This is a genomic window from Paraburkholderia sp. J8-2, from assembly GCF_905220195.1.
GTDB lineage: Bacteria > Pseudomonadota > Gammaproteobacteria > Burkholderiales > Burkholderiaceae > Paraburkholderia.
This window is the reverse complement of sequence record NZ_CAJMZA010000020.1, coordinates 1-24018: the sequence shown is the minus strand read 5'-3', so window position 1 is coordinate 24018 and position 24018 is coordinate 1. Positions and strand designations below refer to the sequence as shown.

The following is a 24018-nucleotide window of genomic DNA, read 5'->3' as shown; positions in this document are numbered from 1 at the left end:
CGCTTGCATTTACGAAGAGAATCCCTCACGATCAAGATTCATCCTTCCACTATTTGATAGGGTCCATGAATCGCCTCGAAGCCATGGCCATCCTCGTTTCGGTTGCCGACGCGGGCAGTCTCTCGGCTGCCGCGCGGCAGCTCGACATGCCGCTCGCAACGGTCAGCCGCAAGGTCGGGGAGCTGGAATCGCACCTGAAGACGCGTCTGTTTCACCGCACGACGCGCAAGCTTTCATTGACGGAAGCCGGCAGTGCCTACGTGGCCGCGTGCCGGCGCATTCTCGAAGAGATCGGTGAAGCCGAGCGCGCCGCAACGGGGGAATACGCCGCGCCCAAAGGCGAACTCGTGGTCACCGCGCCGGTTGCGTTTGGCCGCTTGCATGTGGTGCCGGTGGTGGCGGAGTTTCTCGCGCACTATCCCGAGATCGACATCAATCTACTGCTAACGGATCGCGTGGTTCATCTGATGGATGAACACGCGGACGTCGCAGTCCGTATTGGCGAGATGCCCGACAGCACGTTGATCGCGACGCGCGTCGGCGCGGTGCGCCGGGTCATCTGCGCAAGCCCCGCCTATCTCGCGAAGCACGGTGTGCCCGCCGAGCCCGCAGACCTCTCCGGCCACGAGTGCATTACCTTCGAAGCGCTCGCGTCACTGCGCGCGTGGGCGTTCGGCTCCGGCAAGGCGGAGCAGTCGGTGCCGGTTCATTCGCGGCTTGCGGTGAATACGGCGGACGCCGCCATCGAAGCCGCGATCCTCGGCGTAGGGCTGATCCGCGTGCTGTCCTACCAGGTGGCGCACGCCGTACGCGCCAACGCGCTTCGCGTCGTCCTTGACACGTTTGAAGCGGCGCCGCTGCCCATCAATCTCGTGCACGCTGGGCAAGCCCCGCTGCCGCTGAAGCTGCGCGCATTTCTCGATTTCGCTTCGCCGCGCCTGCGCGAGCGCACAGCGGGCGAACTCGCCAACCCCGTTTCGGCGTGACTGCCTGATTCGCCCGCGTAAAGGCGCTGTGCGCTCGCGCCGGAAGAGAATCCGCTAACATCGGGAATCTCTCTTCCAGTAATCGAGAAGACCATGGACCGTCTCGAAGGGATGTCCATCCTGGTCGCAGTCGTCGATGCAGGCAGTTTGTCAGCCGCGGCCCGGCAACTCGGCCAGCCGCTGGCGACAGTCAGCCGCAAGGTCGGCGATCTCGAAGCGCATCTGAAGACTCGCCTGCTCCATCGCACCACGCGGCACCTCTCGCTGACCGAAGCCGGTGAGTCCTATGTCGCCTCGTGCCGGCGCATTCTCGAAGACATCGGCGAAATCGAACGCGCCGTGACCGGCGAATACGCCGCGCCGAAAGGCTCTCTCGTGGCCACGGCGCCCGTGGTCTTCGGAAGGCTGCATGTCGTTCCTGTCATGGCCGCCTTTCTCGCGCAGTATCCCGAGATCGATGCCCGCCTCGTGCTGACCGATCGCAACGTGAATTTTCTCGAAGACCATGTGGACGTGGCCGTGCGTATCGGCCAATTGCCGGACAGCAGCCTCGTGGCGATACGTCTGGGCGAAACGCGCCCGGTGGTGTGCGCGAGCCCCGCGTATCTGGCCGAGCGTGGCACGCCGCAGAACCCCGCTGAGCTTGCCAACCACGCATGCATTGGTTTCGAGGGCATCAATTCGTCGCGCGCGTGGACGTTTGCCGACGGAAAATCGGAACAGAACGTGCCCATCCACGCGCGGCTCGTGACGAACACGGCGGAATCGGCCATCGACGCCGCGACATTCGGGACCGGTTTGACGCGGGTTCTGTCTTATCAGGTCGCGAGTGCCGTACAGGAAGGCCGCCTGCAACTGGTTCTGGAGACCTTCGCGCTGCCGCCCATGCCGATCCATCTCGTCCATGCCGGCCAAACGCCGCTGCCGCTCAAGCTGCGCGCGTTTCTCGACTTCATGTCGCCGCGCCTCAAGGCGCGCATGTCCGCCGCTTGAAATCCCCGCGTTATTGAGCGCGAGTATCAAGTGTTGTTCATGGCAGGTGGTTTTTGTCAGCGTCGTTCGTGCGTAACCTTGCTCGCATCAGAGAAAAGGCAAGGCGAAACGCAATGGATATATCCGCAATCACCGCAATCAAGGCTTCCGCGCCGGTCCAACATGCGCTTTCGGAGCAGCCTGCGTGGCGTCGCGTGTTTCGCGAGGACGCGCTCTCGGTCGGGCTGATCCTGCCGCTCGAAACGCACCCCGACTCGCCCATTCCGACCATGCGCGATCATGTTGCAATGGCGCAGCGCGCCGAGGCGATGGGCGTAGCCGCGCTGTGGATGCGCGACATCCCGTTCTACGACCCCGCTTACGGCGATGCCGGCCAGATCTTCGAACCCCTGGTGTATATCGCCAGCCTCGCCGCAGTGACGAAAGAGATCGCGCTCGGCACGACAGGCATTGTCTTGCCGATGCGCGAGCCGCTTTTACTGGCCAAGCAGGTGAATTCGCTCGACCAGTTGACGAATGGAAGGCTCCTGCTCGGGATGTCCTCGGGAGACAGACCCTCCGAGTATCCCGTCTTCGGTATCGACTTCGATACGCGCGGCGAGCGGTTTCGCGACGCGTTTCAGACCTACCGGACCGTGAGCGAGCAACCGTTTCCGGTGTTCTCCTCGCCCCGCTTCGGCCAGTCGGGCGGCACGCTCGACATGCTGCCCAAGCCGCCCTACGGACACACCCCGGCCATTGCCGTTGGCCGCGCGCAGCAGAGCCTCGAATGGATCGCAGCGCACATGGATGGTTATCTCGGCTTCGTGCCAGCCCCCGCCGCGCTCGATGCGTTCGTGCGCAGCTGGAAAGACCAGGTAGCGCAGTCGATGGGCAGCGAAACCTTCAAGCCCATTGCCTTTGGCGGGTACCTCTATTTGCATCCGAGGCCCGACTACCTGTTCCGCGCAATCAAGGGCGGATTTGCAATTGGCAGCCGCTCGCTCAGGCGTTTCCTCGAAGCGGCGCGCGAAGCGGGCGTGAGCCACGTCGCTCTGAATCCGAAAGTCACGCCGCGTCCGTACGGCGACGTACTCGACGAATTGCACAGCGAAGTGCTGCCATATTTTTGAAGTCGACGGTATTCCGGAGGTGTCTCATGCAGGACGCGACGATACGTGAAGCGCTGAACGCGCACTGGCAAGCTTCGGCCGCAGGCAATCTCGAAGCCGAGCACGACATTTACACAGACGACGCCATCTGTGACTATCCCCAATCGGGTGAACGCATTCTCGGGCGGCGCAATCTGCAGGCGCTTCGCGGGCATCATCCCGGCAAGCCGTCCGGTTTCGAAGTCAGACGCATGCAGGGCGAAGGCAATCTTTGGGTGACGGAATACACCATCGATTATCAGGGGCGATCTGCTTTCACCGTCAGCATTATGGAATTCCGTGACGGCAAGGTCATTCACGAGACCCAGTATTTTTCGGAGTCCTTTGAAGCGCCAGCCTGGCGCAGCCAATGGGTCCAGAAAATCACACCCAGTTAGCCCTTGGGCGCCTTCCCACGGCCCAAGGGGCTACGCATACTCGCGACGACCGGGAGGGCACGTGCGCCGACGATGGCAACGTCACCTCGCAACAGGCGCTTTCCGCAGTTCACTCGCTCATCTTGCCGCACGCAAACCCCAGCTGAAAAACGAACAATAGCCGGCCATACCCGCACCGGCTATCGTCGAGCGCGCGGCGTACTCACGCCGCGCCTGGCCTACTTGGCCGCCTACATTGCGAATTCCGGGCCCTTGTCGATGCTGTTGGGCCAACGCTGCGTCACGCTCTTGTAGCGCGTATAGAAGCGCACGGCTTCTTCGCCATACGTATGATGATCGCCAAACAGCGAACGCTTCCAGCCGCCGAACGAATGCCACGCCGAAGGCACCGGACTCGGCACGTTGATGCCCACCATGCCGATTTGAATCTGCCGCGAGAACGTGCGTGCCGCAGCGCCATCGGCCGTGAACAGCGTGACGCAATTTCCGAGTTCGTGTGCGTTGACGAGTTCGATGGCACTGGCGAGATCCGGCACGCGCACCACCGAAAGCACTGGCCCGAAAATCTCTTCCCGATAGATTTTCATATCGGGCTGCACATTGTCGAAGAGCGAACCACCAAGGAAGAAACCCTCTTCGTGGCCGGCCACCGTATGGCCGCGCCCGTCGACGACGAGCTTCGCACCCGCTTCGACACCGGCATCGATATAGCCCTGCACTTTGGTGCGATGCGCGGCGCTGATGAGCGGCCCCATGTCCAGATCGGGCTCCATGCCCGCGCCAATACGCAGTGTGCGTACGCGCGGCGCGAGACGCTCGACCAAGTCGTCAGCCACGCTGCCTACCGCCACTGCGACCGAAGTCGCCATGCAGCGCTCGCCGGCCGAGCCATAGGCCGAATTGATCAGCGCATCGACGGCTTGATCGAGATTCGCATCGGGCATGACGACGAGATGATTCTTCGCGCTGCCCAGCGCCTGCACGCGCTTGCCGCGTTTGGCGCCCTCTGCGTAGATATATTCGGCAACCGGCGTGGAGGCGACGACCGACATGGCGACCACATCGGGATGCTGGATCAGCGCATCGACGGTGTCCTTGTTGCCGTTCACCACGTTGAAGATACCTTTCGGAAAGCCCGCCTCCATGAAGAGTTCGGCCAGCCGGATCGATGACGACGGCGTGCGCTCCGAAGGCTTGAGGATGAAAGCGTTGCCGGTCGCGGCCGCCATGACGAACATCCAGCACGGCACCACCACCGGGAAATTGAACGGCGTGACGCCAGCAATCACGCCGAGCGGCTGACGCAAATTCCAGCTGTCGACGCCGCTGCTGCTTTGGTCGGTGAAATCGGTCTTGAGCAGGTTCGGAATACCGCACGCGAATTCGACGATCTCGATTCCGCGCATCACCTCGCCTCTCGCGTCCGAAAGAAGCTTGCCGTGGTCGCGCGTAATGAGTTCGGCGATTTCGTCCAGATGCGACTCGAGCAGTTCCTTGAACTTGAACATCAAGCGCGCGCGCTTGAGCGGCGGCGCTTCGCTCCACGCGGGAAATGCGGCTTTCGCGGCCGCGACGGCGGCGGCAACCTCGGCCGTGTTCGCAACCGGCACGCGTGCCGTCACCCGGCCCTGCGCCGGATCGTAGACGTCGTTGAATCGCCCGCTCACGCCCGCGGTACTTTTACCGTCGATGAAATGACTCAGTTGGCGCACTGCGCCCTGGTTTGCTTCGCTCATACGTCCTTCCTTTAGGGGAACTGGGCGCTGCCCGGAATCAAAGAAGGTCCGCATTGCAGCGCGCATCAAGTCAAGTGGCCGGGCATCTCCATGACTCCCCGCCAGCATCGGCAGTGGTTGACCGCCGACCAGAACAGTCTACGTTTTGCGGCGCTTGTCCGATGCGCTAGCTACGACGGTTTGGGGACATTCCCGGCTCGTTTCCGGCCATCGCAATGCGACCAGCACGTCAAGCGCTCACAGGCAGCGAAGCGTTGCCGGGTAGCGGAAGCGTGAAATGAAAGCTGACACCAGCGGGAACATTCGGCGTCACCCATAGCCGCCCTCCGTGGCTTTCCACGATCGAGCGGCAAATGGGCAGCCCCATGCCGAGGCCTTCGGGTTTGGTCGTAAAAAACGCGTCGAAAACGCCCTCCGGATTGCCGGCAGCGAGGCCCGGCCCGGAATCCTGCACGGTCACGCAAAGTTCGTTTTCATCGGTCCTGCCGGTTTGTACCAGAAGCGTTCGCTCGCCGCCTTTCATTTCGCGCATGGCTTCGATGGCGTTGATCATCAGATTGAGCATCACCTGCTGCAATTGCACCCGGTCTCCCTGAACGCGCGGCAATCCGTCTGCGAGTTCCACCGTGAGTTCGACCCCGGACTTGCTCGCTTCGCCGCGCATGAGCGCGATCAGTTCCCGAATCATGTCGTTGACGTCGAGCCCGTCCGTACGCAGCGGTTCTTTCTTGAAGTAGGCGCGCGTCCTGTCGACTATGCCGTTGGCGCGCTCGCTGTCCGCGACAATGCGCGTGAGCGCGAGACGCGCCTCGTCGAAATTCGGCGGGCGAGCCGCGAGCCAGCGCGAGGCGGCACTCGCGTAGGCCGCAATTGCGGTGATCGGCTGCTTCACTTCGTGCGCGATCGACGCCGATAGCTGGCCCATCGTCGCCACGCGGTTCGAATGCGCCAGTACGTTCTGAAGTTCGCGGTAGCGTCGCTCGCTGTCGCGCACATCCTGTTGCGCGCGCTTCTGGTCGGTCAGATCGAGTATGAACGCAACGCCCTGCCCCTCGCGATCGCCAAACGCCGCCGCGCCAACCAGCACGGCCACCCGGCTCCCATCCTTGCGAAAATATTCCTTCTCGAACGGTTTGGCGCTGCCGGTGGCTTTCAATTCGTCCCGCACGCGTTCGTCGCGCTCACGCCATTCGGGCGGCGTGAGATCGGGCCAGCGGATCTGCCCGGATCGGAGATCGGCCGCGGTGTATCCCACAATGCGCAGAAATGCATCGTTGGCTTCAATGACATTGCCTTCGAAATCCCAGATGTGGATGCCGATGATATTGGAGTCCACCAGACGCCGGACCTTTGCTTCGCGCTCCTGAAGATCGGCATATAAGCGCGTGTTCTCCAGAGAAATGGCGGCTTGCGACGCGAGCAGGTCGAGCAGCGCGGAGCGGCGTGCTGTGAACACATGCGAAGTCTCGGTGTTTTCCAGATACAGCAGCCCGCCGAGTTTTCCCTGCCGCACGAGCGGCAGGCAGAATACCGACCGCGTAGCGCCGCTCGCCAGATACGCATCCTCCGCAAAGAGACTGGAGGCCCGAGTGTCGTCGATGATGACGCGCTGGCCCGTATGCATGACGTAACGCAGCAGCGCGGCGGGCGTGGCGGAGCCGGCATCCGGCAAGCGCTTCACTTCAATCGCGTTGCCGTTCAGGCGCGCCTCAGCCTCGATACGGTAGCCGTCCGGCTGCTCCGGCACGATCAGCAGCCCGCGGTCCGCGCCTGCGGTCTCCAGCGCAATCGTCATCAGGCGCTCGACCAGGCTCGTCAGTTCGATCTCGCTGGAGAGCGCGTGGGACGCCTTGAGCAACGTGGCGGCGTCGAACTGGCGCCAATCGAAAGTGAGCGTCGACGTCGGCGTGCTCCCCTCCAGTTCGGCGAGGTGCGGAAATTCGCTGTCGAGCTGTACGATCCTGCTTTGCGCGCCCCACGCGTCGAAGCACCGGCGCGCGTTGAGCAAATGCGCTTCGGCGCTCGTCGCGAGGCCAATGCGCAAACAGAAACGGCCGGCAAGTTCGCTGGCGATGCCTTCGTGATGCGAAAAGCCATTCTCGCGAGCAGAGCGAATGGCCTCCTCGTACAGGCGCATGGCGTCGAGATCGTGGCCCGCGAGACGCGCGCGTTCCGCGCTGAGCAACGCAAAGCGGTTCTGATAGTTCTCCGGACAATGTCCGGCCCACATTTCGAACTTCTCGAGTGCCGCGGCGAGCTGGCGATCGTAGATTCGCTGCTGCTCGGCAGAGGACTCGGGATAAAGCGCAGTCAAGGTCAGCATATGGAAAAAGTGAAACGTCGGTTCGATCGCCAGCGCCATCACCGAACTCAGCACTGCCTGTGCCCGCTGCACGGCCTCCAGCGCTTCGACGTAGCGGCCAGCGAGATACGCGAGCATCACTTTGATGATGCGATAGACGCCAATCGCACAACCGAAATTCGACTTGACGATCGCTTCAAAACAGGCAGTTTCGTCAAACGTCTCGTCATTCAGATCGAACGGTTTGGCCGTCTTGCCCCGCAAACTGATCACGCACTGCCGTTCAACCCGAATCAGTTCGTACACCGCGTCGTTGTGGCTCTGCCGCATGAGCGCCGCGTACTTATCGGCTATCGCCTGCACGTCTTCGAGCGCGGCCCCGCTTTCAAGCGACTGCCAAACGGCATTGAACGCAACGTTGCCTGCAAAGACGTAGTCGCCTACGTCCATGCACTCGGCAGTCGCGCGTTCCAGCACTGGGAGATTCGCAGCGATGTGGCGGCGCCAGAAATTGACGTGCGCGCCATACAGGTGAAGCAGCTTTCCATTGAGCTGCCGATTGCCGAATCTCTCGTTCAGCTTCAGTGACATCTCCGAAACCTGAACCGCGGTGGGAATATCGCCGATCAGTGAAACGAGCATGAGCGCGTAATTGCCGAACGCAAAACTGGAGTTGTCGGTAGTGCCGTGCTGCAAGGAGAGATTGACCGCCTTGAGCGTAATGAGCGGATAGAATGCGGGCCGCGCGGCAAAGGCGCAGTTCATTGCCTGAAGGAGAAGATTGATGATCGCGTGAATGGCGGGGTCCGTCGCTTCCGGCGTCTCAACGATTTGCCCGATGGACCGCCCCGCCTGATTGACGCGAACGTCCTGTAGCGCGGATTGAAACGCCGCCTGGATGTCTTCATCGTTTTCTGGAAAGCGGATCTCGAAGCCGCGCAAGGCAACGAGCGCGACCGCGAAGCTCTCGTCGTATCTTCCGGCAAGCTGATACAACTCGATGCGCAGGCTGTACACCTTTGCACGATCGAGACTGGAGCGCGCCGAGGCGAGCATCATGTCCGCCAGGGCATCCGCTTTTGCAAAATCGCCCACCAGATATTCGCACTCGGAAAACGCGAGATAGAGTTCGAACGTGCTCTCGTAGCGCTGCGTCCACGCCTCGGGCGAGAGCAGCGCGGCGCCTTGCGCCAGATATCCGCGCGCGGCCACGTATGCCGTCGAACTCATGGCGCGCTTGCCCGCGACAAGGTTCAACGCGACGACCTGCTCGCGCTCGGCCTCCTGCGCGATCAGCGCCGCGCCGCGATTGAGATGGTTGACGATATCGAAGATCGCGTCTTCGCGTGCGTCCGGCGGCGTGCGCGACACCAGCGCGCGCCCGATGCGCAGATGCGCGGCGGCGCGCTGATCGTCAGGAATGAGCGCGTACGCGGCCTCCTGCACGCGATCGTGTGCGAATTCATAGACGTTGGCCTCGCGATAGACCAGCCCGGTTCGCACGGCTTCCCAGAGGTCCGCGTGCATCCGTTCTTCTGAGCCGCCCTGAACCCAGGTCAGCGCAGCCACTTCGGCAACGTTGCCCAGGCACGCCAGTTGGCCAAGTGCGTCACGCGCCGCCCGTGGCAACCGGCTCAATTTCGCCGCCATCAGATCGGCGACGTTTTCGGTGTAGCCCTTCGCGCGAATGCGCGGCAGTTCCCACCCCCACTTCGCGGCTCGCGGGTCGAACGCAAGCAGGCCTTCATCGGCGAGCGCGGTGAGAAACTGGATCGTGAAGAATGGATTGCCGCCGCTTTTCTCATGCACCAGTTGAGCGAGCGCAGCGGCGCTCGCGCTGTCACAGTGAAGCGATTCCGCCGTGAGTTGCGTCACGCTGTCTTGTGTGAGCGGTGTTAGCTCGATTTGCTGCACCTTGCCTTCGGCGCGGGCGATCGACTCGAGCGTGCGCGCGAACGGGTGACTAGCATCGACCTCGTTGTCCCGATACGCGCCCACCAGCAGGACATGTTTGACTTCAGGATGCGTGGCGAGATGCGCGAGCAGATCAAGCGTCGCTGTATCGACCCATTGCAGGTCGTCGATAAACAGGGCGAGCGGATGCTCGGGCCGCGCGAATACGCCGAGAAACTTTCGAAATACGATCTGAAAACGATTTTGCGCGTCTTGAGGCGGCAGCGTCGGCGCGGCCGGCTGCTCGCCGATGATGAGCGCAAGCTCGGGGATCAGATTCACAATAAGCTGGCCGTTGGGCCCGAGCGCCTCCATCAGCGCGCACCGCCACGGCTCGACTTCCGCTTCGCGCATGCTCAGCAGGTTGCGCACGAGTGTTTGGAAGGCTTGTGCGAACGGCACGTACGGAATGCCGCGGCGGTACTGGTCGAACTTGCCGGAAGCGAAGAGACCGCGTGGCGGGACCAGCACCCTGTGCAACTCGTTGACGACCGACGACTTCCCGATGCCCGGATAGCCTGAAATCAGCACCAGTTCGACCGAGCCGCTCGCCACGACACGATCGAACGCGGTCGTCAATGCTTCGATTTGCGCCTCGCGACCGTAGAGCTTTTCCGGGATCAGCAACTGGTCGGACGCGTCGTGCTGCCCCAGCGAAAATGCGTCGATGCGATGCTGCGCTTCCCACGCCGCGAGGCATGTGCGCAGATCGGCCTCCAGTCCTGCTGCGGTTTGATAGCGGTCTTCGGCTGCCTTCGCGAGCAGTTTCAGCACAATGCCCTCGAGCACCTGCGGAATCGCGTCGCGGCGCGCGCGTGGCGGCGTCGGCTTGCGCGCGATATGGCAATGAATCCACTCCATCGCGTCCGTTGCGTTGAACGGCAACGCCCCGGTGAGCATCTCGTACAGCGTGACGCCGAACGAATAGAGATCGCTGCGCGTGTCGATCGAGCGGTTCATGCGGCCGGTCTGCTCCGGCGCCATATACGCAAAGCTTCCGGCGACGATCTCGGGCGGCGCGGGCGGCTGATGTTCATGGGGCAGTTGCGAAGCGATGCCGAAGCCGGTGAGCCGCACGTTGCCGCTGCTGTCGACGAGCACATTCGCTGGCTTGATGTCTTTGTGAACGAGCCCGCATCGATGCACATGGCCGACCACCTTCGCCAGATTGACCGCAATGCGCAACAGGCGTGCGAGTTCGAACGGGCCGCCAAGCGAGCGATCGAGCGGCTCGCCGCCGTCGTCGTCGAGCACGAGCATGGGCGGCTCCCTGTGCCGGTAGAACGCGAGAGGCCGCGCCGCCCAGCTGGAATCGAGCAACGCGGCGAGTCCGTACTCTCGCTCGAGGCGCTTCACGCCCACCGGGTCCGCGCGCGTGGCGACTCGCGCGAGCACCGAGACGGGGTCGCTGCGTTTGCGGGCGCGATACAGTGAAAAATCGCTGTCGTCGCGCAGCGGCTCAAGCTCGTATCCGGCGAGATCCACGACGCACGCTCCTGTCATGATGCGATTTTCGTCCGCAAATGATTTTGCACGCGTGCCCGTCTTTGCGCCATTGTCAGCGCCGCAATGTCATCGATTGTCCTGAACAATGATGGTGTGTGTGCACTGAGCCTGCCATGCGTCGACGTAAAGCAACATTGGCATCAACAGGTGGCCCTCGCAAGCATCATGACAAGCGGGCATTCGTGCCATGTATTACCCGCCATAGGTCGACTCCCATCCTCCTCCCAGCGCTTTGCAGAGCGTGATGAGATTCGTGGCAGCCGTCGCTTTGCTTTGTTCGAGACTGCTTTGTGCTTCAAGTAACTGCCTCTGCACGTTCAACACGTCGAGATAGTCCAGCGCCCCGGCCTTGTACCGCTGCGTCGCCACCGCAAGCGCGCGCTGGTTCATGGTCACGGCCTGGGCGAGCCGGTCGCGGCGACGCTGCTCGGCGTCGTAGGTGACGAGCGCGTCGTCCACTTCCTGCCATGCGCGCAGCACCGTCTGCTTGTAGGCAATCGCGGCCTCCTGCTGTTGCGCCTCACGCAGCTGGAGCGTGCCCTTCAAGCGTCCGCCTTCGAAGATCGGAAACGTAATGGAAGGGCCAACGACAAACTGCCCCGACGCCCAACTGGCCAGACTCGAAAGTTGAAGACTCTGAAAGCCCGCGCTTCCATTGAGCATGATGCGCGGATAAAAATCGGCCTTCGCCACGCCAATCGACGCCGTTGCCGCGTGCAGCCTGGCTTCCGCTTCGCGAATATCGGGCCGGCGCTGCACGAGTTCGGAAGGAAAGCCGATTGGGACCTGCGCGGGAAGCACGGGCACTTCCTGCGTGGCGGCGAGCGTCTGCCGCAGCGCACCGGGCTCCTCACCAAGCAGCAGGCCGATTGCATTGATCCTTGTTTCGGACTGCGACTCGAGTGTGGGAATCAGGCTTTCGATATTCTCCACCTGAGCCGACGCATTCGAGACATCGAGATCCGTCGTGACGCCTTCATGCGCGCGCACCTGCGTAAGCTTCAGCGCGTTGTTGGCGATATCCAGGTTTTCCTTCGCGATTTGCAGGAGTTCCTGTGTGTTGCGCAGCTCGATATAGTCGCGGGCAAGCTCCGCGCGCGCGCTCAGCAAGACCGCATTGCGGTCCTCGTACGAGGCTTCCGAAAGCGCCGTCGCCTCTTCCACGCTGCGGCGCACGCGCCCCCAGATATCGACTTCCCATGAAGCGTCGAAGCCAACCTGATACAGGTTGTAGGCAGGAGAGCCCTTCGAGCCCGGCATCGCCGACACGCCGAGCGGCGAGTTGCCCGAAGCCGACAGCGGCTGACTTTGCGACGGCGTGACGCCAAGCAGCGAAAGAATGCCGTTTTCGCTGCCGCGTTCGCGGTTATACGATGCGGCGCCGTCGAGCGTCGGATATTGGGCCGCGCCCGCCACGCGGCGCTCGGCCCGGCTCTGCAGCAAGCGCGCGGAGGCCGCCGCCACGTCGAGGTTTGCGTCGGCCAGTTGCTTTTCCAGGCCGTTCAATACCGGATCGTTGAAAAGCGTCCACCATTCCGGAGCGAATTGCGCTTGCACAGCTTGGCTTTCCGCCTGCGCGGTCTGCGTGCGGTTGAAGACCTCCGGCGTAGGCGACTTTGGCGGTTCGAAGTTGGGACCAACCGTGCAACCCGCGATGACGAGGCATGCGAGCACCGTGAGGAGGATCGCGCGAATAGCGTTTTGGTTCGCGTTCATTTTCTTTCCGCCCCCTCTGCCGTTGCTTCTGAGTTCCGGCCAACGGCCACTTCCGCTTCCACCGAGAGACCCACGCTCAATGCCGCGGCAGCCGGCTGCCCGCGATCGATCGTGATCTTGACGGGCACGCGCTGCACGACCTTCGTAAAGTTGCCCGTTGCGTTGTCGGGTGCGATCGGCGCGAAGCTCACGCCGGTCGCCGGCGCGAGGCTGTCGATGCGGCCACGAATCACCACGCCGGGAAGGCTGTCGACCGTCACGCGCACGCGCTCACCGGGCCGCATGTTCGTGATCTGGCTCTCCTGGAAGTTCGCGACCACATATGCATCCGCAAGCGGCACGATTGCCAGCACCGGTGCGCCAGGCGTCACGAATGCGCCGACCCGCGCCGACCGGCGTCCCACCTTGCCGTCGACAGGCGCGCGGATCTCCGTATAGGAGAGGTTGAGCTTCGCCTGTTCGAGCACCGCCTCGGTGTGTTCCAGCGCGCCCGCGGCCTTGTCTCGCTCGGTCCGCAATACGTCCAGATTCTGCTCGGTGGCGGTGAGCACCGCCTGATCGTGCGACTGCTGCGCAAGCTGCTCGGCGAGCGTGCTCGACGCTTGTTGCTGCTCCTGCGCGGCCCCGGCTCCCGCGGCTGCAAGATTCTGGTAGCGCGTGGCGTTGGCCCGCGCAAAGCTGATCGACGCATCGTCGGCGCGCAACGTGGCGCGCGCCTGATCGACCAGCGAGGGCTGGCGCGCTATCTGCGCGTCGAGGTTCGCAACGGATGCCTTGGCTCCCGCCACCTCCGCCTGTGCGCTCATCAACGCGGCGCGATAGTCGCGGTCGTCGATACGCACCAGCAACTGGCCCGCTTTCACGTCCTCGTTATCGTTCGCCAATACGTCCGTGATCTGCCCCGCTACGCGCGGCGCGACTAGCGTGAAGTCGGCGGTGACGTAGGCGTCGTTCGTGGATTCCGAACTGGAGTGCGACAACAACTTCATGCCTGCCCACGCAGCGATGACGACGACGACGATCACTGCGGCAATACGAAGCCATTTCAGCCTGGACGGTGTGGGGGTGGGTTTGGTCGATGACATGGAAAACGAACCTCATTTCGAAGCGGGCGGCGTGGTGCTCCACGGCGGATAGATGCGCACCGGCAGCACGGGAACAAGAAGAAGCAGAACGAACGCAATACACGCCATCACACGATAGAGATCGGCGGAAGTCAGAACGACGGCCTGCTCATGAATACGGTGCGCGAGTTGCCCCAGCGCCTGGGGTGTGTCGAGGCCAGTGCCGGCCACCTGCGCGCGGTTGCCCAACTGGTCGACGAGCATGCTGGAATGGAAATGTTCGCGCGCCGTTCCCACGCCCTCGATCAGACCCGTCGCAATCGCGGCCGCGAACGTCTTGACCGTGTTAAACATGGCCGAAGCAAACGGGCCTTCCGTTGGCGGCAAACCTGTCGTGACGCCCATCAGGATCGACATGATCACCATGGGCTGCGCGACGATCTGCAGCGCCTGCAGTGCGTAGAAGTTGTCGCGAATCCACTCGGACGTCACGAAGCTTCCCATGGCGAACGTCGCGAACATCAGGGACAGACCTATCGCGATCATCCAGCGATGATCGGCGCGCCGCGTATTCAACACGGCGGCAGTCAATGGCAGCGTAATCAGCAGCGGAATGGCCAGCAGCAGCGAGAGCGGCGCTGTCTGCAGCGGCCTGTACGTGTGAATCTGGGCGAGAAACCGTCCGGGGATTGCCGCCACGCCCACCAGCAGGATCACGGTGCCAAGCAGCGTTGAGAGTCCATGCGTGAAATTCCTGCGCTCGAGTAACTGCAACTTGAAAAACGGCACGGGCTGAAACCACTCGTTGACAAGGAACACGACGAGCAACAGCCCACCAGCGCAGAACATGAATGCGATGAACGGCGAATTGAACCAGTCGAGCCGATCGCCTTGCAAAAGCGCGGTCACGAGCATGGCAAACGCGGGGAAGCCTGTGATGAACCCAATCCAGTTGAACGTGCGAAAGCGCTCGAGCTTGACCGGATCGGCGGGAAGGCCCTGCTGAATCGCGATACAGCACAGCACGCCGAGCGGAATGATTTGCCAGAACGCCATGCGCCAGCTCACGAACTCCGTCCACAACGCGGCGAGCGGTGTGCCGAGCGCCGGCCCGAAAGTCGCCGTCAGCGCATAGCCGGCGAGCCCATAGAGCTTGAATTTGGGTGGCAGATAACGCAGCGCCACGATGATCAGCATGGGGGGCAGGCAACCGCCCGCAATTCCCTGCAAGATACGCAAGACGTACAACGACGCCAGATTCGGCGCAAACGGGCAAAGCAATCCGAAGAACATCGTGGCGAGCACGGCGCCGATCGTGAACCGCTTCAGCGTAAAGGTGATGCCGAACCACGGTGCGAACACCATGATGGCGACGTTGGCGGCTTCGAAGAGCGAGGTCAGCCAGGTCCCGTCGTCATGGCCAATCAGGAACGCGCCCTGGATATCGGCCATCGCCGCCGCGGTGACCTGCTCATTCAGGATAGCCAGCAACGAAGCGAACAACATGCCGAGCAGACCCACGACAATGCGCGCGGTAAACGCCACTTGCGCGGGAGCAGGCTGCGCGGGCGCCTCGGCCTCGCGCACAGGGACAAGGTCCCGCGGATGCGGGATCGTTGCCGCTTTCGTTCCAGTCGTCAAAGGGTTCGCAGTCGTCATGGCGATCAGCAACTTCTCCCGTTTCGTTAGCTGTACTGTTTGATGTGGCTATTTCACTGTGGTGCGATTCGGCGCCCTGCTTCCTCACGCAATGCGAGGATCCCGCCATGGGTGTGCCGCGCATTGTTGCTGTTCACCGAGTGCTTTATTGTCAGAGATGAACCCAATTTCTTAAAGTCTCACCTGGCCTGATTTTGGGCCATCTAGTACGAGAATTTTGCCAGGCCGTCTGTTCATGACGCGGCAGCGCAAGTGCGCTGCGTCAAGGCAAGCCTCACTGACTTCGCATGGGTCATTTCTGCGCGCTTTTGAGCCAATCCAGGTGAAGAGGCGCTACCAGCGCGCACGCGACGCTTAGAATCAATCACGGCGTATGCATTGAAGCCGGGAGTGAATCGCGGCAAATGCGAATGGCGAAGGTTTGAGAACGAGCCAGGATGACAAGCGCCGAACGGCTGTTGTTTTTGTCTTCTGTTTGAAAGAGACTGGGATTGGGACATCAAGATGGACAGATTGCGCGAGATGGAGGTGTTTGTAGCCATCCTCGAACGTGGCAGCTTTAGCGCCGCATCCGAAAAATTCGGCTTGTCGCGCGCGGCGGTTTCGCGAGCGGTCAACTCGCTCGAAACGCGGCTGGGCGCGCAACTGCTGGCGCGCACGACGCGTTCGGTACGGCCCACCGATGCGGGCGTCGCTTACCTCGACGCCTGCCGCAAGCTGCTGGATGGCATCACCGACGCGGAGTCGCATATCGCAGCCGACCCCGCGAACCCTGTGGGCACGCTCACAATCACGGCGCCGGTCCAGCTCGGCCAACGCTTCATCGCCCCGCTCGTCAACGCCTACACACTGCGCTACCCCGACGTCAGCGTGAACGCTGTTTACCTCGATCGTCCCACGCGCCTGCTCGAAGAAGGCGTGGATATCGCCATACGCATTGGCCATCTCGAGGATTCGTCCACGTTCGCGGTGCGCCTGGGATCGGTGCGGCGTCAAACCTTCGCATCCCCCGCTTATCTCGCCGAGCATGGAGAACCGATGCACCCGAGAGACCTGGCCGCCCACCTCTGCGTGTCCTTTACCGGCGTTTCCCAACCGCATGAGTGGATGTTTTACGAAAATAATTCAAAGATTCCCGTGCGGCTTCAGCCACGATTGATCGTGAATCTGGCGCCCGCCGCCATTTCGGCCGTGCAGGACGGCGTGGGTATCACACAGTTGCTCTCGTATCAGGCCGCATCCGAAGTGGCCGCCGGAAACCTGGCGCCAATCCTGAGGCCATACGAGCCCGAATCCGCACCCGTCAATCTGCTTCATGTCGAGCGACGCGGGACAAGCGGAAAGATTCGGTCTTTCGTGGAGTTCGTGACTGAAACGCTGCGCAGCAACGCCCATCTTCAGTGTGCGGGCGGCGTGACATCCGGGGGTGAATGCACGCAAAGTGAAAGCAATCGCGAACCCGCGCGACATGGGACGCACACACAATATTTACAGCCACTCAATTATTCGTCCGACGACTCAGCCGCGATACGCAGTTCGCGATAGGCACTCACGAGTGCGTCGAGACTGAATGCGCGATTCAGGCCGCTCGGGTTGGGCAGGACCCATGCGTGCGCACCGCCGAATCGGCTGGATTGCAAACCCCACTCGATATCCCGCTTACCGGACATTTCGGCAAGCGCCATCTTGCCAAGGAAGGCAACGAACTTCGGCGCGTAACGTTGGATCTTCAGTTCGAACTCCGCGGAGGCGGCTCGAATTTCCGCTCTCGACAATTCGTCCGCGCGCGCCGTCGCACGCGAAACTGCCGTAGTCAGACCAAAGCCGCGCCGCAGCAACTCGCGGTCGTTCTCAGGGCGAAACTCTTCATTCGTAAAGCCAGCGCGGTGCAGAACTCGCCAGAACCGGTTCCCTCTGCCGTCGAAGTGGTGCCCCGCAGCCGCTGCACGCATACCCGGATTGATCCCGCAGAAAAGTACCGACAAACCGGGCCCGATGATATCCGGAAGCCCCTGCGCGGAAGGGACATTCGCAGCCTCAACCTGAGCATCGTTGCTACGCACTCGCTTCCCCGCGAAATCGCAAGCGATATTGTTTTGGCGTGACATTCAGACGACGCGAGAACGTCGTGCGCATATGCGTGGCGCTATGGAACCCGCATTTGAATGCTACCGTCTTGAGCGGCGCGTCCGTGTCCTCCAGAAGCTTCCTCGCCGTATCGACACGCACCTGCTCGACGAATACCGAGGGCGTGACCTTGGCGTTCTTCGCGAATATGCGCGACAGCGTACGGCGGCTTACGGCAGCGGCGTTCGCCAGCGCCTCGATCGACAGCGTATCGGTGATATGTTCGCTCACGTAGCGGTACACCTTGTTCAGTATCGGGTCTTCGTCCTTGCCGGCGCCGATATACGGGCTGTATTGGGACTGGCCGCCTTCGCGCTGGATATAGACCACCAGCCGCTTCGCAACGCGCACCGCCAGATCGTGTCCCCAGTCTTCCGCAACCAGCGAGAGACACAGATCGATGCCCGCGGTCACGCCCGCCGACGTGAACAGCCGCCCATCGCGAACGAAAATGCGGTCGGGCTGCACATTAGCGTGCGGAAATTCGTTGGAGAGGCGACCGGCGTCGGACCAGTGGGTCGTCACTTCCTTGCCGTCGAGCAGCCCCGCATGCGCCAGCACGAATGCGCCGTTGCACACCGAACCAAAGCGGCTCGCGCTGCGCGCCTGATTTTGCAGCCAGGCGAGAAACTCGTTCGATGGGTGGACGTCGGGCAGCCGCGGGCCACCGGCTACGAGGAGCAGGTCCCATTGAACGTCGCTGTCGGCATAGCCCAGCGAGACAGCCAGTTGCATACCGTTCGAGCAGGTCACGGCGCCCGCCTCGCGCCCTACGAGCGTCACCTCGTAGCGCTGATGCTCGGAGAGAAACGTGTTCGCTTCGGCAAACACGTCGAGTGGGCCTGCAACGTCTAGCGCCTGCACACCATCGAATACAACAATGGCGACTTTCATGCCGTGACCTTCACTGGTGATAGCTATGTTTGCGTCGTAGAGCCGGCCCGCGTGAGTTCGATGCATGCCAACTCAACGCGCCGTGCCCCGACGAGGACCGTGGCGCAGCTTACCGCATCGTCGCGATTTGATGCCGTCTGTCCCCGGAAAAAGTATTTTGCCTCGGTGTAACAAATCTTCGGCCAGACCCTGAGCGTCGCCGGTATTCGGCCGATGAACAAGCGTGGCCCAAAACGTCCACTCATTGGCAGGCGGCAGCACCATGCGCGCATTTCCTCCGCTGCCTCCCTTTACTAGACTGGTGTTCACGATTGCGGCTAGGCGGACAAACCCGGGCGTACCGGGTAGCCGGCGTTATCGCCGCCACTCCACGCGTTGCGGTCGATGCTGGACCGCGCAACGACCAAGGGCAGAATGATCATGTTGAAGGAACGTCAGACCTCTTTCCTGTTCGGGGGCAATGCCCCTTATGTTGAAGAGCAATATGAAGCTTACCTGGCTGACCCGGATGCGGTCACCGGCGAATGGCGTGCGTGGTTCGATGCGCTGCGCGAAACACCCGCTATCGACGGCAGCGATCGCGACGACGAGCCGCACGCGCCTGTCATTTCAAGCTTTGTCGAGCTTGCGAAGCGGCCGCCCCGCGCGATCGCGCAGTCCGATAGCACGCTGGCCAACGACTCCGGCCTTGGCCTCGCACGCAAGCAGGTAGCGGTACAGTCGCTGATCGCCGCGTTCCGCATGATCGGCACGCGCACCGCTGATCTCGATCCGCTGGCATGGACGCCGCCACGCGCCTACGCCGAGTTGACTCCGGCTTACTACGGCCTCACGGCCGCCGACATGTCGACGAAATTCAGCACCGCCGACACGTTCCTGTTCGACGACGACGCCACGCTGCAAGACCTCGTCACGGCGCTCGAGCAAACCTACACGGGCACGCTCGGCGCGGAGTTCATGCATCTCACCGATGCCGGGCAGCGGCGCTGGTGGCAGATGCAACTCGAATCCACGCGAGCCAGGCCGTCGCTGCGGGCCGCGGAGAAACGCAGGCTGCTCGAACGCCTGACTGCGGCAGAGGGCCTGGAAAAGTACCTTCACGCGCGTTATATCGGACAAACGCGCTTCTCGCTCGAAGGCGGCGAGTCGTTGATCGCGCTGCTCGACGAAGTCGTCCAGTACAGTGCCTCGAAAAAGGTGCGCTCAGTGGTGATGGGCATGGCGCACCGGGGACGCCTGAATGTTCTCGTGAATATCGTGGGCAAACCGCTGCGGGCGCTGTTCGATGAGTTCGATGGCAAGGATCCCGAAAGACTTCTCGCAGGCGACGTCAAATATCACAAAGGCTTCGCGAGTTCGGTCGATACGCCTGAAGGGCCGGTTGAAGTGACGCTCGCTTTCAATCCGTCGCATCTGGAAATCGTGAACCCGGTTGTGCAAGGCATGGCGCGCGCCAAGGGCGAGGTCCTCGGCAGCACGGACGGCGTCGACGTTCTGCCGGTCGAGATTCACGGCGACGCGGCGATGTCCGGCCAGGGCGTCGTGATGGAAACCTTGAGCCTCTCCTATACGCGCGGACATGGCACAGGCGGCACCGTTCATATCGTCGTCAACAACCAGATCGGCTTTACGACTTCCGATCCGCGCGACACGCGTTCGTCGTTCTACACCACGGACATCGCGAAGATGATCGAGGCGCCCGTCCTGCATGTGAACGGCGACGACCCCGAAGCGGTCGCGATGGCGGTGCGCCTTGCGCTCGACTATCGCACGGCGTTCAAACGGAGCGTGGTCATCGATCTCGTGTGCTACCGCCGATACGGGCACCAGGAACAGGACACACCGGGCATCACGCAACCGCTGATGTATCGCGCGATCGCCAATCATCCCGGCGTGAGAACGCTCTACGCCCAGAAGCTGATTCAACAATGCGTGGTGACAGCCGAAGAAGCCGAGGGCTACCTCAGCGCGCGCCGCGACCTTCTCAAGCACGCGAATGAAACCGACGGCTCCGATGCTTCCGCTGGGCACGATGAAGCGGGCGAGCTTTCCATGGCGGCGGGAATGGCGAACCAGGCTCTCCCCCCTTCTCCTTCAGCCGAAACGCTGCGCGCGCTCGCGCAACGGATTTCAACCGTTCCTGACGGCCTTTCGCTTCATCCGCTCGTCAAGAAGATGATGAATGGCCGCCAGGAAATGGCCGCTGGAAAAAGGCCGCTCGATTGGGGCATGGGCGAGCATCTGGCATTCGCTTCGCTGCTCGGCGCCGGGGTCGGCGTTCGACTGAGCGGACAGGACAGCGCGCGCGGAACGTTCAATCATCGTCACGCCGTGCTGCACGATCAAACGCGGATGAACCGTCCGGATGGCGTTTATATTCCGCTCGATCATATCGGTGAAGCGGGTAGCCAGGCGCAAGGCCGGTTCAACGTCACGAATTCCATCCTCTCGGAAGCGGCAGTGCTCGCATTCGAATATGGCTACACCACGGTGAACCGCGATGCATTGGTGATCTGGGAAGCGCAATTCGGCGATTTCGCAAATGGCGCACAAGTGGTGATCGACCAGTTCATCGCTGCAGGCGCCGCGAAGTGGGGGCAGCGCAGCGGCCTCACACTCTTCCTCCCTCACGGGCAGGAAGGCGCGGGACCTGAGCACGCATCGGCGCGGCTCGAACGCTATCTGCAACTGAGCGCGCAGGACAATATGCGCGTCGCCCAGCCGACCACTCCCGCACAGCTATTCCATTTGCTGCGCATGCAGGCGCTCGCTGCCGATCGCCGCCCACTTGTCGTAATGACGCCGAAGTCGCTGTTGCGGCACCCTGAAGCAGTCAGCACGTTCGAAGCGTTGGGCGAGGGCGAATTCCGCGAAGTTCTGCCGGATGCTCAGATCGAAGCGGCGCGGGCTTCCAGTGTCGAGCGCGTCATCGTGGCTACAGGCAAGGTGTACTACGAACTGCTCGAGCATCGCCGCACGCGCGCTTCCGACACACCAATCATCCGCGTCGAACAGCTTTACCCGTTCCCCGCGAAACAATTGGCCGCCGAACTCGCGCGCTATCCCAACCTCAAGACCGTGGTCTGGTGTCAGGAGGAATCGCGCAACCAGGGCGCATGGAGTTTCGCCGAGCCACAGTTGCGCGACCTGCTGCCTTCGGGCGCAACGCTGCACTATGCCGGTCCCGATGCCGGCGCATCGACCGCGCCGGGCTACCATGCGGCGCATGTGGCAAGGCAATCCGCGCTGGTCGAGCAGGCGTTCGCGGGGTGACGGCGCATGCGTGTCGCGATGATGCTCTACGCCGGTTTTCGACTGCTCGAGGTGAGCGGCCCGATGGATGTATTTCATGAAGCGAATCGCCTCTATGGAAGAGCGTTTTATGAACCGCATCTCGTCGGGCCCTCGCCCGGGCCCGTCCTGTCTTCCAACGGTACGGCGGTGGGCACGACGGAATGTCTGTTCGAAACGCGCCCGCCATTCGACGTCGTCGTGGTGCCCGGGTCGCCTGGCGCGAGTCCGGCACGTGAGCATCGCGAACTCGTAGCGTGGCTCAGCGACGCCGGCCCCACTACGCAGAGACTGGCCTGCATTTCCAACGGCGCGTTTCTGCTGGCGCGCGCGGGCCTTGCCGACCGCCGCTGGCTGACCACGCATTGGCGCGATGCTCACCGCCTCGCAGCCGAATACCCGCTCGTGCACGTCATGTCCAATCCTGGCTGTCTCAAGGACGGCAACCTCTATTCATCGGGCGGAGCAAGTGCCGGCATTTATTTGGCTCTCTCTATCGTGCGGGAAGACCTGGGAGGAGGCGCCGTGGGAACGATTGCCAGAACGTTGTTGATGCAACCGCATTGACGCCGTGGGAGAGCGCAAGGAACGCCATGATAGACGCGAATCTGATTCACAAGGCACTCGCCAATCCACTGCGGCGAGACATCCTCGCGTGGCTGAAGGCCCCCGCCGAAGCCTTTCCAGAGGGCTATGTCGATCTGGGCCGCGGCGTGCCCGCACACGCCATCCAGGCGCGCAGCGGGCTCTCGCAGTCCACCGTATCGGCACACCTTGCCGTTCTCGTCGAAGCGGGGCTTCTCGTTTCCACGCGCATCGGACAATGGATGTTTCTGTCACGCAATGAAGCGGTCATACGGACATTCGCCGAACAGATTTGCCTGCATTTATAGGAGGATCCGGCATTGCGCGCACTTGCGCGCGCGGCCAATCTATCCGTTGGAAACACGCAATGGACAAGCTGGACATGATGCGGATATTTGTCCGCATCGCGGAAGAGGGAAGCTTTACGGGCGCGGCCTCGCGCCTGAACATTCAGACCGCCAATGCGTCGCGGGCGGTGACGCAGCTCGAGTCGCAATTGCGCACGCGTTTGCTGCATCGGAGTACCTGGCGGCTCGCGCTGACCGAGGCAGGCCAACGCTATCTCGAGCGATGCGAACGCATCCTCGCCTGCGTCGACGAAGCCGAAGCGGCCAACGCGCAGGTCGACCCGTCGGGGCGGCTGCGCGTTCATGCTTCGCCGAGCTTCGGCCAGGCCTATGTGGTCCCGGCGCTCGTGCGCTATCGCGAGCGCTATCCCGCGGTGTCGGTGGAATTGACGCTGTCACAGCACGCGCCCGATATTATCGAGGCCGGCTACGACGTGATGCTTCAATTGAGTACGACGGAGCTGCCGGACTCGCGGCTCGTGTCGCACCGGCTAGGGGAAGTCCATAACGTGTTGTGTGCCGCGCCCGCCTATCTGAACGCGCACGGCGTGCCGCGCACGGTGCAGGACCTCGCGGCTCACACGTGCCTGCAGTTCGTCACGTCGTTTTTTCCGCGCGATCGCTGGCACCTGAACGGCCCCAACGGCCGCGAAACGGTCGCGTTCCCGAACACGCCCGTCGAAATCAATCTTCCCGATGCACTCAGTGTCGCGCTTCGCGAAGGCGTGGGCATCGGCGCGCTACCGATGGCGACGGCGCTCGCCATGCTGGGTAGCGGCGCGCTGGTTCGTGTATTGCCGGAGTATCGTCTGCAAAGGCTCACCGCTTATGCGGTGTACGCCTCGCGCAAGTACCTCGACGCCAAAGTCAAGACGTTCATCGATTACCTGCGCGAGGCGGTGCCCAAAGCACTGGCCGCGGACGCGCAAGCGCTGAGCCGGGCCGCGAGACAGCCCTAGCCCGCGTTGCCCTTGTGATCGCGCGCCGCCACACGTTGCGACAAGCGTTGCGACGCAGTCGCGGGCGCTGGCGCTGGCATTTCGTTTTGCTTGATGATCTTTTCGATCTCGCCGTTGGCCTGCGCATCGTACTGTGCAAACACATCGGTGCGATAGCGCGTATTGTGCGCCGCGCCGAGCTGCGAGCCGGCATCGTCGCGCGTATCGGTATCCACTGTCATCGAGAGGCCAATGCGCAACGGCCGCGCCGCGAGTTCGCGCGGATCGAGTGCGATGCGCACCGGCAGGCGCTGGACGATCTTGATCCAGTTGCCCGTAGCGTTCTGCGCCGGCAGCGTCGCGAATGCACTGCCCGTCCCCGCCGAGAACCCT

16 protein-coding genes and 1 pseudogene are annotated in these 24018 nt (G+C 62.5%); 9 read left to right on the top strand and 8 right to left on the bottom strand.

What is annotated here, in order from left to right:
- Nucleotides 1-65 precede the first annotated feature (65 nt).
- The 4 genes from U5A52_RS30255 to U5A52_RS30240 all read left to right on the top strand — a co-directional run bounded on the left by U5A52_RS30255 (nucleotide 66) and on the right by U5A52_RS30240 (nucleotide 3507).
- Nucleotides 66-986 (top strand): LysR family transcriptional regulator, encoded by a 921-nt coding sequence (locus U5A52_RS30255; protein ID WP_321937389.1) that lies wholly within the window; start codon nucleotides 66-68, stop codon nucleotides 984-986.
- A gap of 93 nt (nucleotides 987-1079) precedes the next feature.
- Nucleotides 1080-1979 carry a LysR family transcriptional regulator gene (locus tag U5A52_RS30250; protein ID WP_321937387.1) on the top strand — a complete coding sequence of 300 codons (900 nt, stop codon included), beginning with the start codon at nucleotides 1080-1082 and terminating at the stop codon, nucleotides 1977-1979.
- Between the two features lie 113 nt (nucleotides 1980-2092).
- Entirely contained in the window at nucleotides 2093-3091 is a 999-nt protein-coding gene (locus tag U5A52_RS30245) for an LLM class oxidoreductase (RefSeq protein ID WP_321937385.1), read from the top strand.
- 26 nt (nucleotides 3092-3117) lie between these two features.
- A complete protein-coding gene (locus U5A52_RS30240; RefSeq protein ID WP_321937384.1) occupies nucleotides 3118-3507 on the top strand; it encodes a nuclear transport factor 2 family protein in 390 nt (129 codons plus the stop codon).
- Between the two features lie 230 nt (nucleotides 3508-3737).
- Here U5A52_RS30240 and U5A52_RS30235 read toward each other — a convergent pair whose 3' ends face one another.
- The 5 genes from U5A52_RS30235 to U5A52_RS30215 all read right to left on the bottom strand — a co-directional run bounded on the left by U5A52_RS30235 (nucleotide 3738) and on the right by U5A52_RS30215 (nucleotide 15443).
- Nucleotides 3738-5243 carry a CoA-acylating methylmalonate-semialdehyde dehydrogenase gene (locus U5A52_RS30235; protein ID WP_321937383.1) on the bottom strand — a complete coding sequence of 502 codons (1506 nt, stop codon included), beginning with the start codon at nucleotides 5241-5243 and terminating at the stop codon, nucleotides 3738-3740.
- A 229-nt stretch (nucleotides 5244-5472) separates the two neighbouring features.
- Nucleotides 5473-10983 (bottom strand): AAA family ATPase, encoded by a 5511-nt coding sequence (locus U5A52_RS30230; RefSeq protein WP_321937382.1) that lies wholly within the window; start codon nucleotides 10981-10983, stop codon nucleotides 5473-5475.
- A 213-nt stretch (nucleotides 10984-11196) separates the two neighbouring features.
- The gene (locus tag U5A52_RS30225) at nucleotides 11197-12720 is read right to left on the bottom strand and encodes an efflux transporter outer membrane subunit (RefSeq protein ID WP_321937381.1); all 1524 of its coding nucleotides are present in this window, start codon (nucleotides 12718-12720) and stop codon (nucleotides 11197-11199) included.
- Nucleotides 12717-13805 (bottom strand): HlyD family secretion protein, encoded by a 1089-nt coding sequence (locus tag U5A52_RS30220; protein WP_321937379.1) that lies wholly within the window; start codon nucleotides 13803-13805, stop codon nucleotides 12717-12719. The genes U5A52_RS30225 and U5A52_RS30220 overlap by 4 nt, the downstream gene beginning before the upstream one ends.
- A 12-nt stretch (nucleotides 13806-13817) precedes the next feature.
- Entirely contained in the window at nucleotides 13818-15443 is a 1626-nt protein-coding gene (locus U5A52_RS30215) for an MFS transporter (protein ID WP_321937377.1), read from the bottom strand.
- Between the two features lie 504 nt (nucleotides 15444-15947).
- On the opposite strand from U5A52_RS30215, the gene U5A52_RS30210 reads away from it, so the two are divergent.
- Nucleotides 15948-16988, top strand: a complete 1041-nt coding sequence (locus U5A52_RS30210; RefSeq protein ID WP_321937375.1) for a LysR family transcriptional regulator — start codon at nucleotides 15948-15950, stop codon at nucleotides 16986-16988.
- On the opposite strand, the gene mug is transcribed toward U5A52_RS30210, so the two are convergent.
- Together mug and U5A52_RS30200 are read right to left on the bottom strand one after the other, a co-directional pair.
- Entirely contained in the window at nucleotides 16946-17506 is a 561-nt protein-coding gene (mug, locus tag U5A52_RS30205; protein ID WP_321937374.1) for a G/U mismatch-specific DNA glycosylase, read from the bottom strand. The two genes, U5A52_RS30210 and mug, sit on opposite strands and share 43 nt — an antisense overlap.
- Entirely contained in the window at nucleotides 17499-18464 is a 966-nt protein-coding gene (locus tag U5A52_RS30200; RefSeq protein ID WP_321937372.1) for a GlxA family transcriptional regulator, read from the bottom strand. The genes mug and U5A52_RS30200 overlap by 8 nt, the downstream gene beginning before the upstream one ends.
- 414 nt (nucleotides 18465-18878) lie before the next feature.
- On the opposite strand from U5A52_RS30200, the gene U5A52_RS30195 reads away from it, so the two are divergent.
- From U5A52_RS30195 to U5A52_RS30180, 4 genes are read left to right on the top strand one after another with little or no spacing between them, the layout of a single operon-like run.
- Nucleotides 18879-21737: a 2-oxoglutarate dehydrogenase E1 component gene (locus U5A52_RS30195; protein ID WP_321937370.1), complete on the top strand. Its 2859-nt coding sequence runs from the start codon at nucleotides 18879-18881 to the stop codon at nucleotides 21735-21737.
- A gap of 6 nt (nucleotides 21738-21743) precedes the next feature.
- Nucleotides 21744-22322, top strand: a complete 579-nt coding sequence (locus U5A52_RS30190) for an AraC family transcriptional regulator (protein ID WP_321937368.1) — start codon at nucleotides 21744-21746, stop codon at nucleotides 22320-22322.
- 26 nt (nucleotides 22323-22348) lie between these two features.
- Nucleotides 22349-22648 (top strand): ArsR/SmtB family transcription factor, encoded by a 300-nt coding sequence (locus U5A52_RS30185; RefSeq protein WP_321937366.1) that lies wholly within the window; start codon nucleotides 22349-22351, stop codon nucleotides 22646-22648.
- Nucleotides 22649-22707: 59 nt separating this feature from the next.
- Nucleotides 22708-23646 carry a LysR family transcriptional regulator gene (locus tag U5A52_RS30180; protein WP_321937364.1) on the top strand — a complete coding sequence of 313 codons (939 nt, stop codon included), beginning with the start codon at nucleotides 22708-22710 and terminating at the stop codon, nucleotides 23644-23646.
- Here the strand turns inward: U5A52_RS30180 and U5A52_RS30175 are convergent.
- Nucleotides 23643-24018: pseudogene (locus tag U5A52_RS30175) on the bottom strand (EmrA/EmrK family multidrug efflux transporter periplasmic adaptor subunit); the annotation flags it as partial. The gene U5A52_RS30180 and the pseudogene U5A52_RS30175 overlap by 4 nt on opposite strands.

Bases quoted from the DNA above. Each gene is read 5' to 3' on its own strand.
- U5A52_RS30215 (WP_321937377.1), bottom strand. From the start codon at position 15,443: ATGACGACTGCGAACCCTTTGACGACTGGAACGAAAGCGGCAACGATC.
- U5A52_RS30240 (WP_321937384.1), top strand. From the start codon at position 3,118: ATGCAGGACGCGACGATACGTGAAGCGCTGAACGCGCACTGGCAAGCT.
- U5A52_RS30200 (WP_321937372.1), bottom strand. From the start codon at position 18,464: ATGAAAGTCGCCATTGTTGTATTCGATGGTGTGCAGGCGCTAGACGTT.
- U5A52_RS30255 (WP_321937389.1), top strand. From the start codon at position 66: ATGAATCGCCTCGAAGCCATGGCCATCCTCGTTTCGGTTGCCGACGCG.
- U5A52_RS30195 (WP_321937370.1), top strand. From the start codon at position 18,879: ATGATCATGTTGAAGGAACGTCAGACCTCTTTCCTGTTCGGGGGCAAT.
- U5A52_RS30245 (WP_321937385.1), top strand. From the start codon at position 2,093: ATGGATATATCCGCAATCACCGCAATCAAGGCTTCCGCGCCGGTCCAA.
- U5A52_RS30235 (WP_321937383.1), bottom strand. From the start codon at position 5,243: ATGAGCGAAGCAAACCAGGGCGCAGTGCGCCAACTGAGTCATTTCATC.
- U5A52_RS30210 (WP_321937375.1), top strand. From the start codon at position 15,948: ATGGACAGATTGCGCGAGATGGAGGTGTTTGTAGCCATCCTCGAACGT.
- U5A52_RS30180 (WP_321937364.1), top strand. From the start codon at position 22,708: ATGGACAAGCTGGACATGATGCGGATATTTGTCCGCATCGCGGAAGAG.
- U5A52_RS30185 (WP_321937366.1), top strand. From the start codon at position 22,349: ATGATAGACGCGAATCTGATTCACAAGGCACTCGCCAATCCACTGCGG.
- U5A52_RS30190 (WP_321937368.1), top strand. From the start codon at position 21,744: ATGCGTGTCGCGATGATGCTCTACGCCGGTTTTCGACTGCTCGAGGTG.
- U5A52_RS30250 (WP_321937387.1), top strand. From the start codon at position 1,080: ATGGACCGTCTCGAAGGGATGTCCATCCTGGTCGCAGTCGTCGATGCA.
- U5A52_RS30225 (WP_321937381.1), bottom strand. From the start codon at position 12,720: ATGAACGCGAACCAAAACGCTATTCGCGCGATCCTCCTCACGGTGCTC.
- U5A52_RS30220 (WP_321937379.1), bottom strand. From the start codon at position 13,805: ATGTCATCGACCAAACCCACCCCCACACCGTCCAGGCTGAAATGGCTT.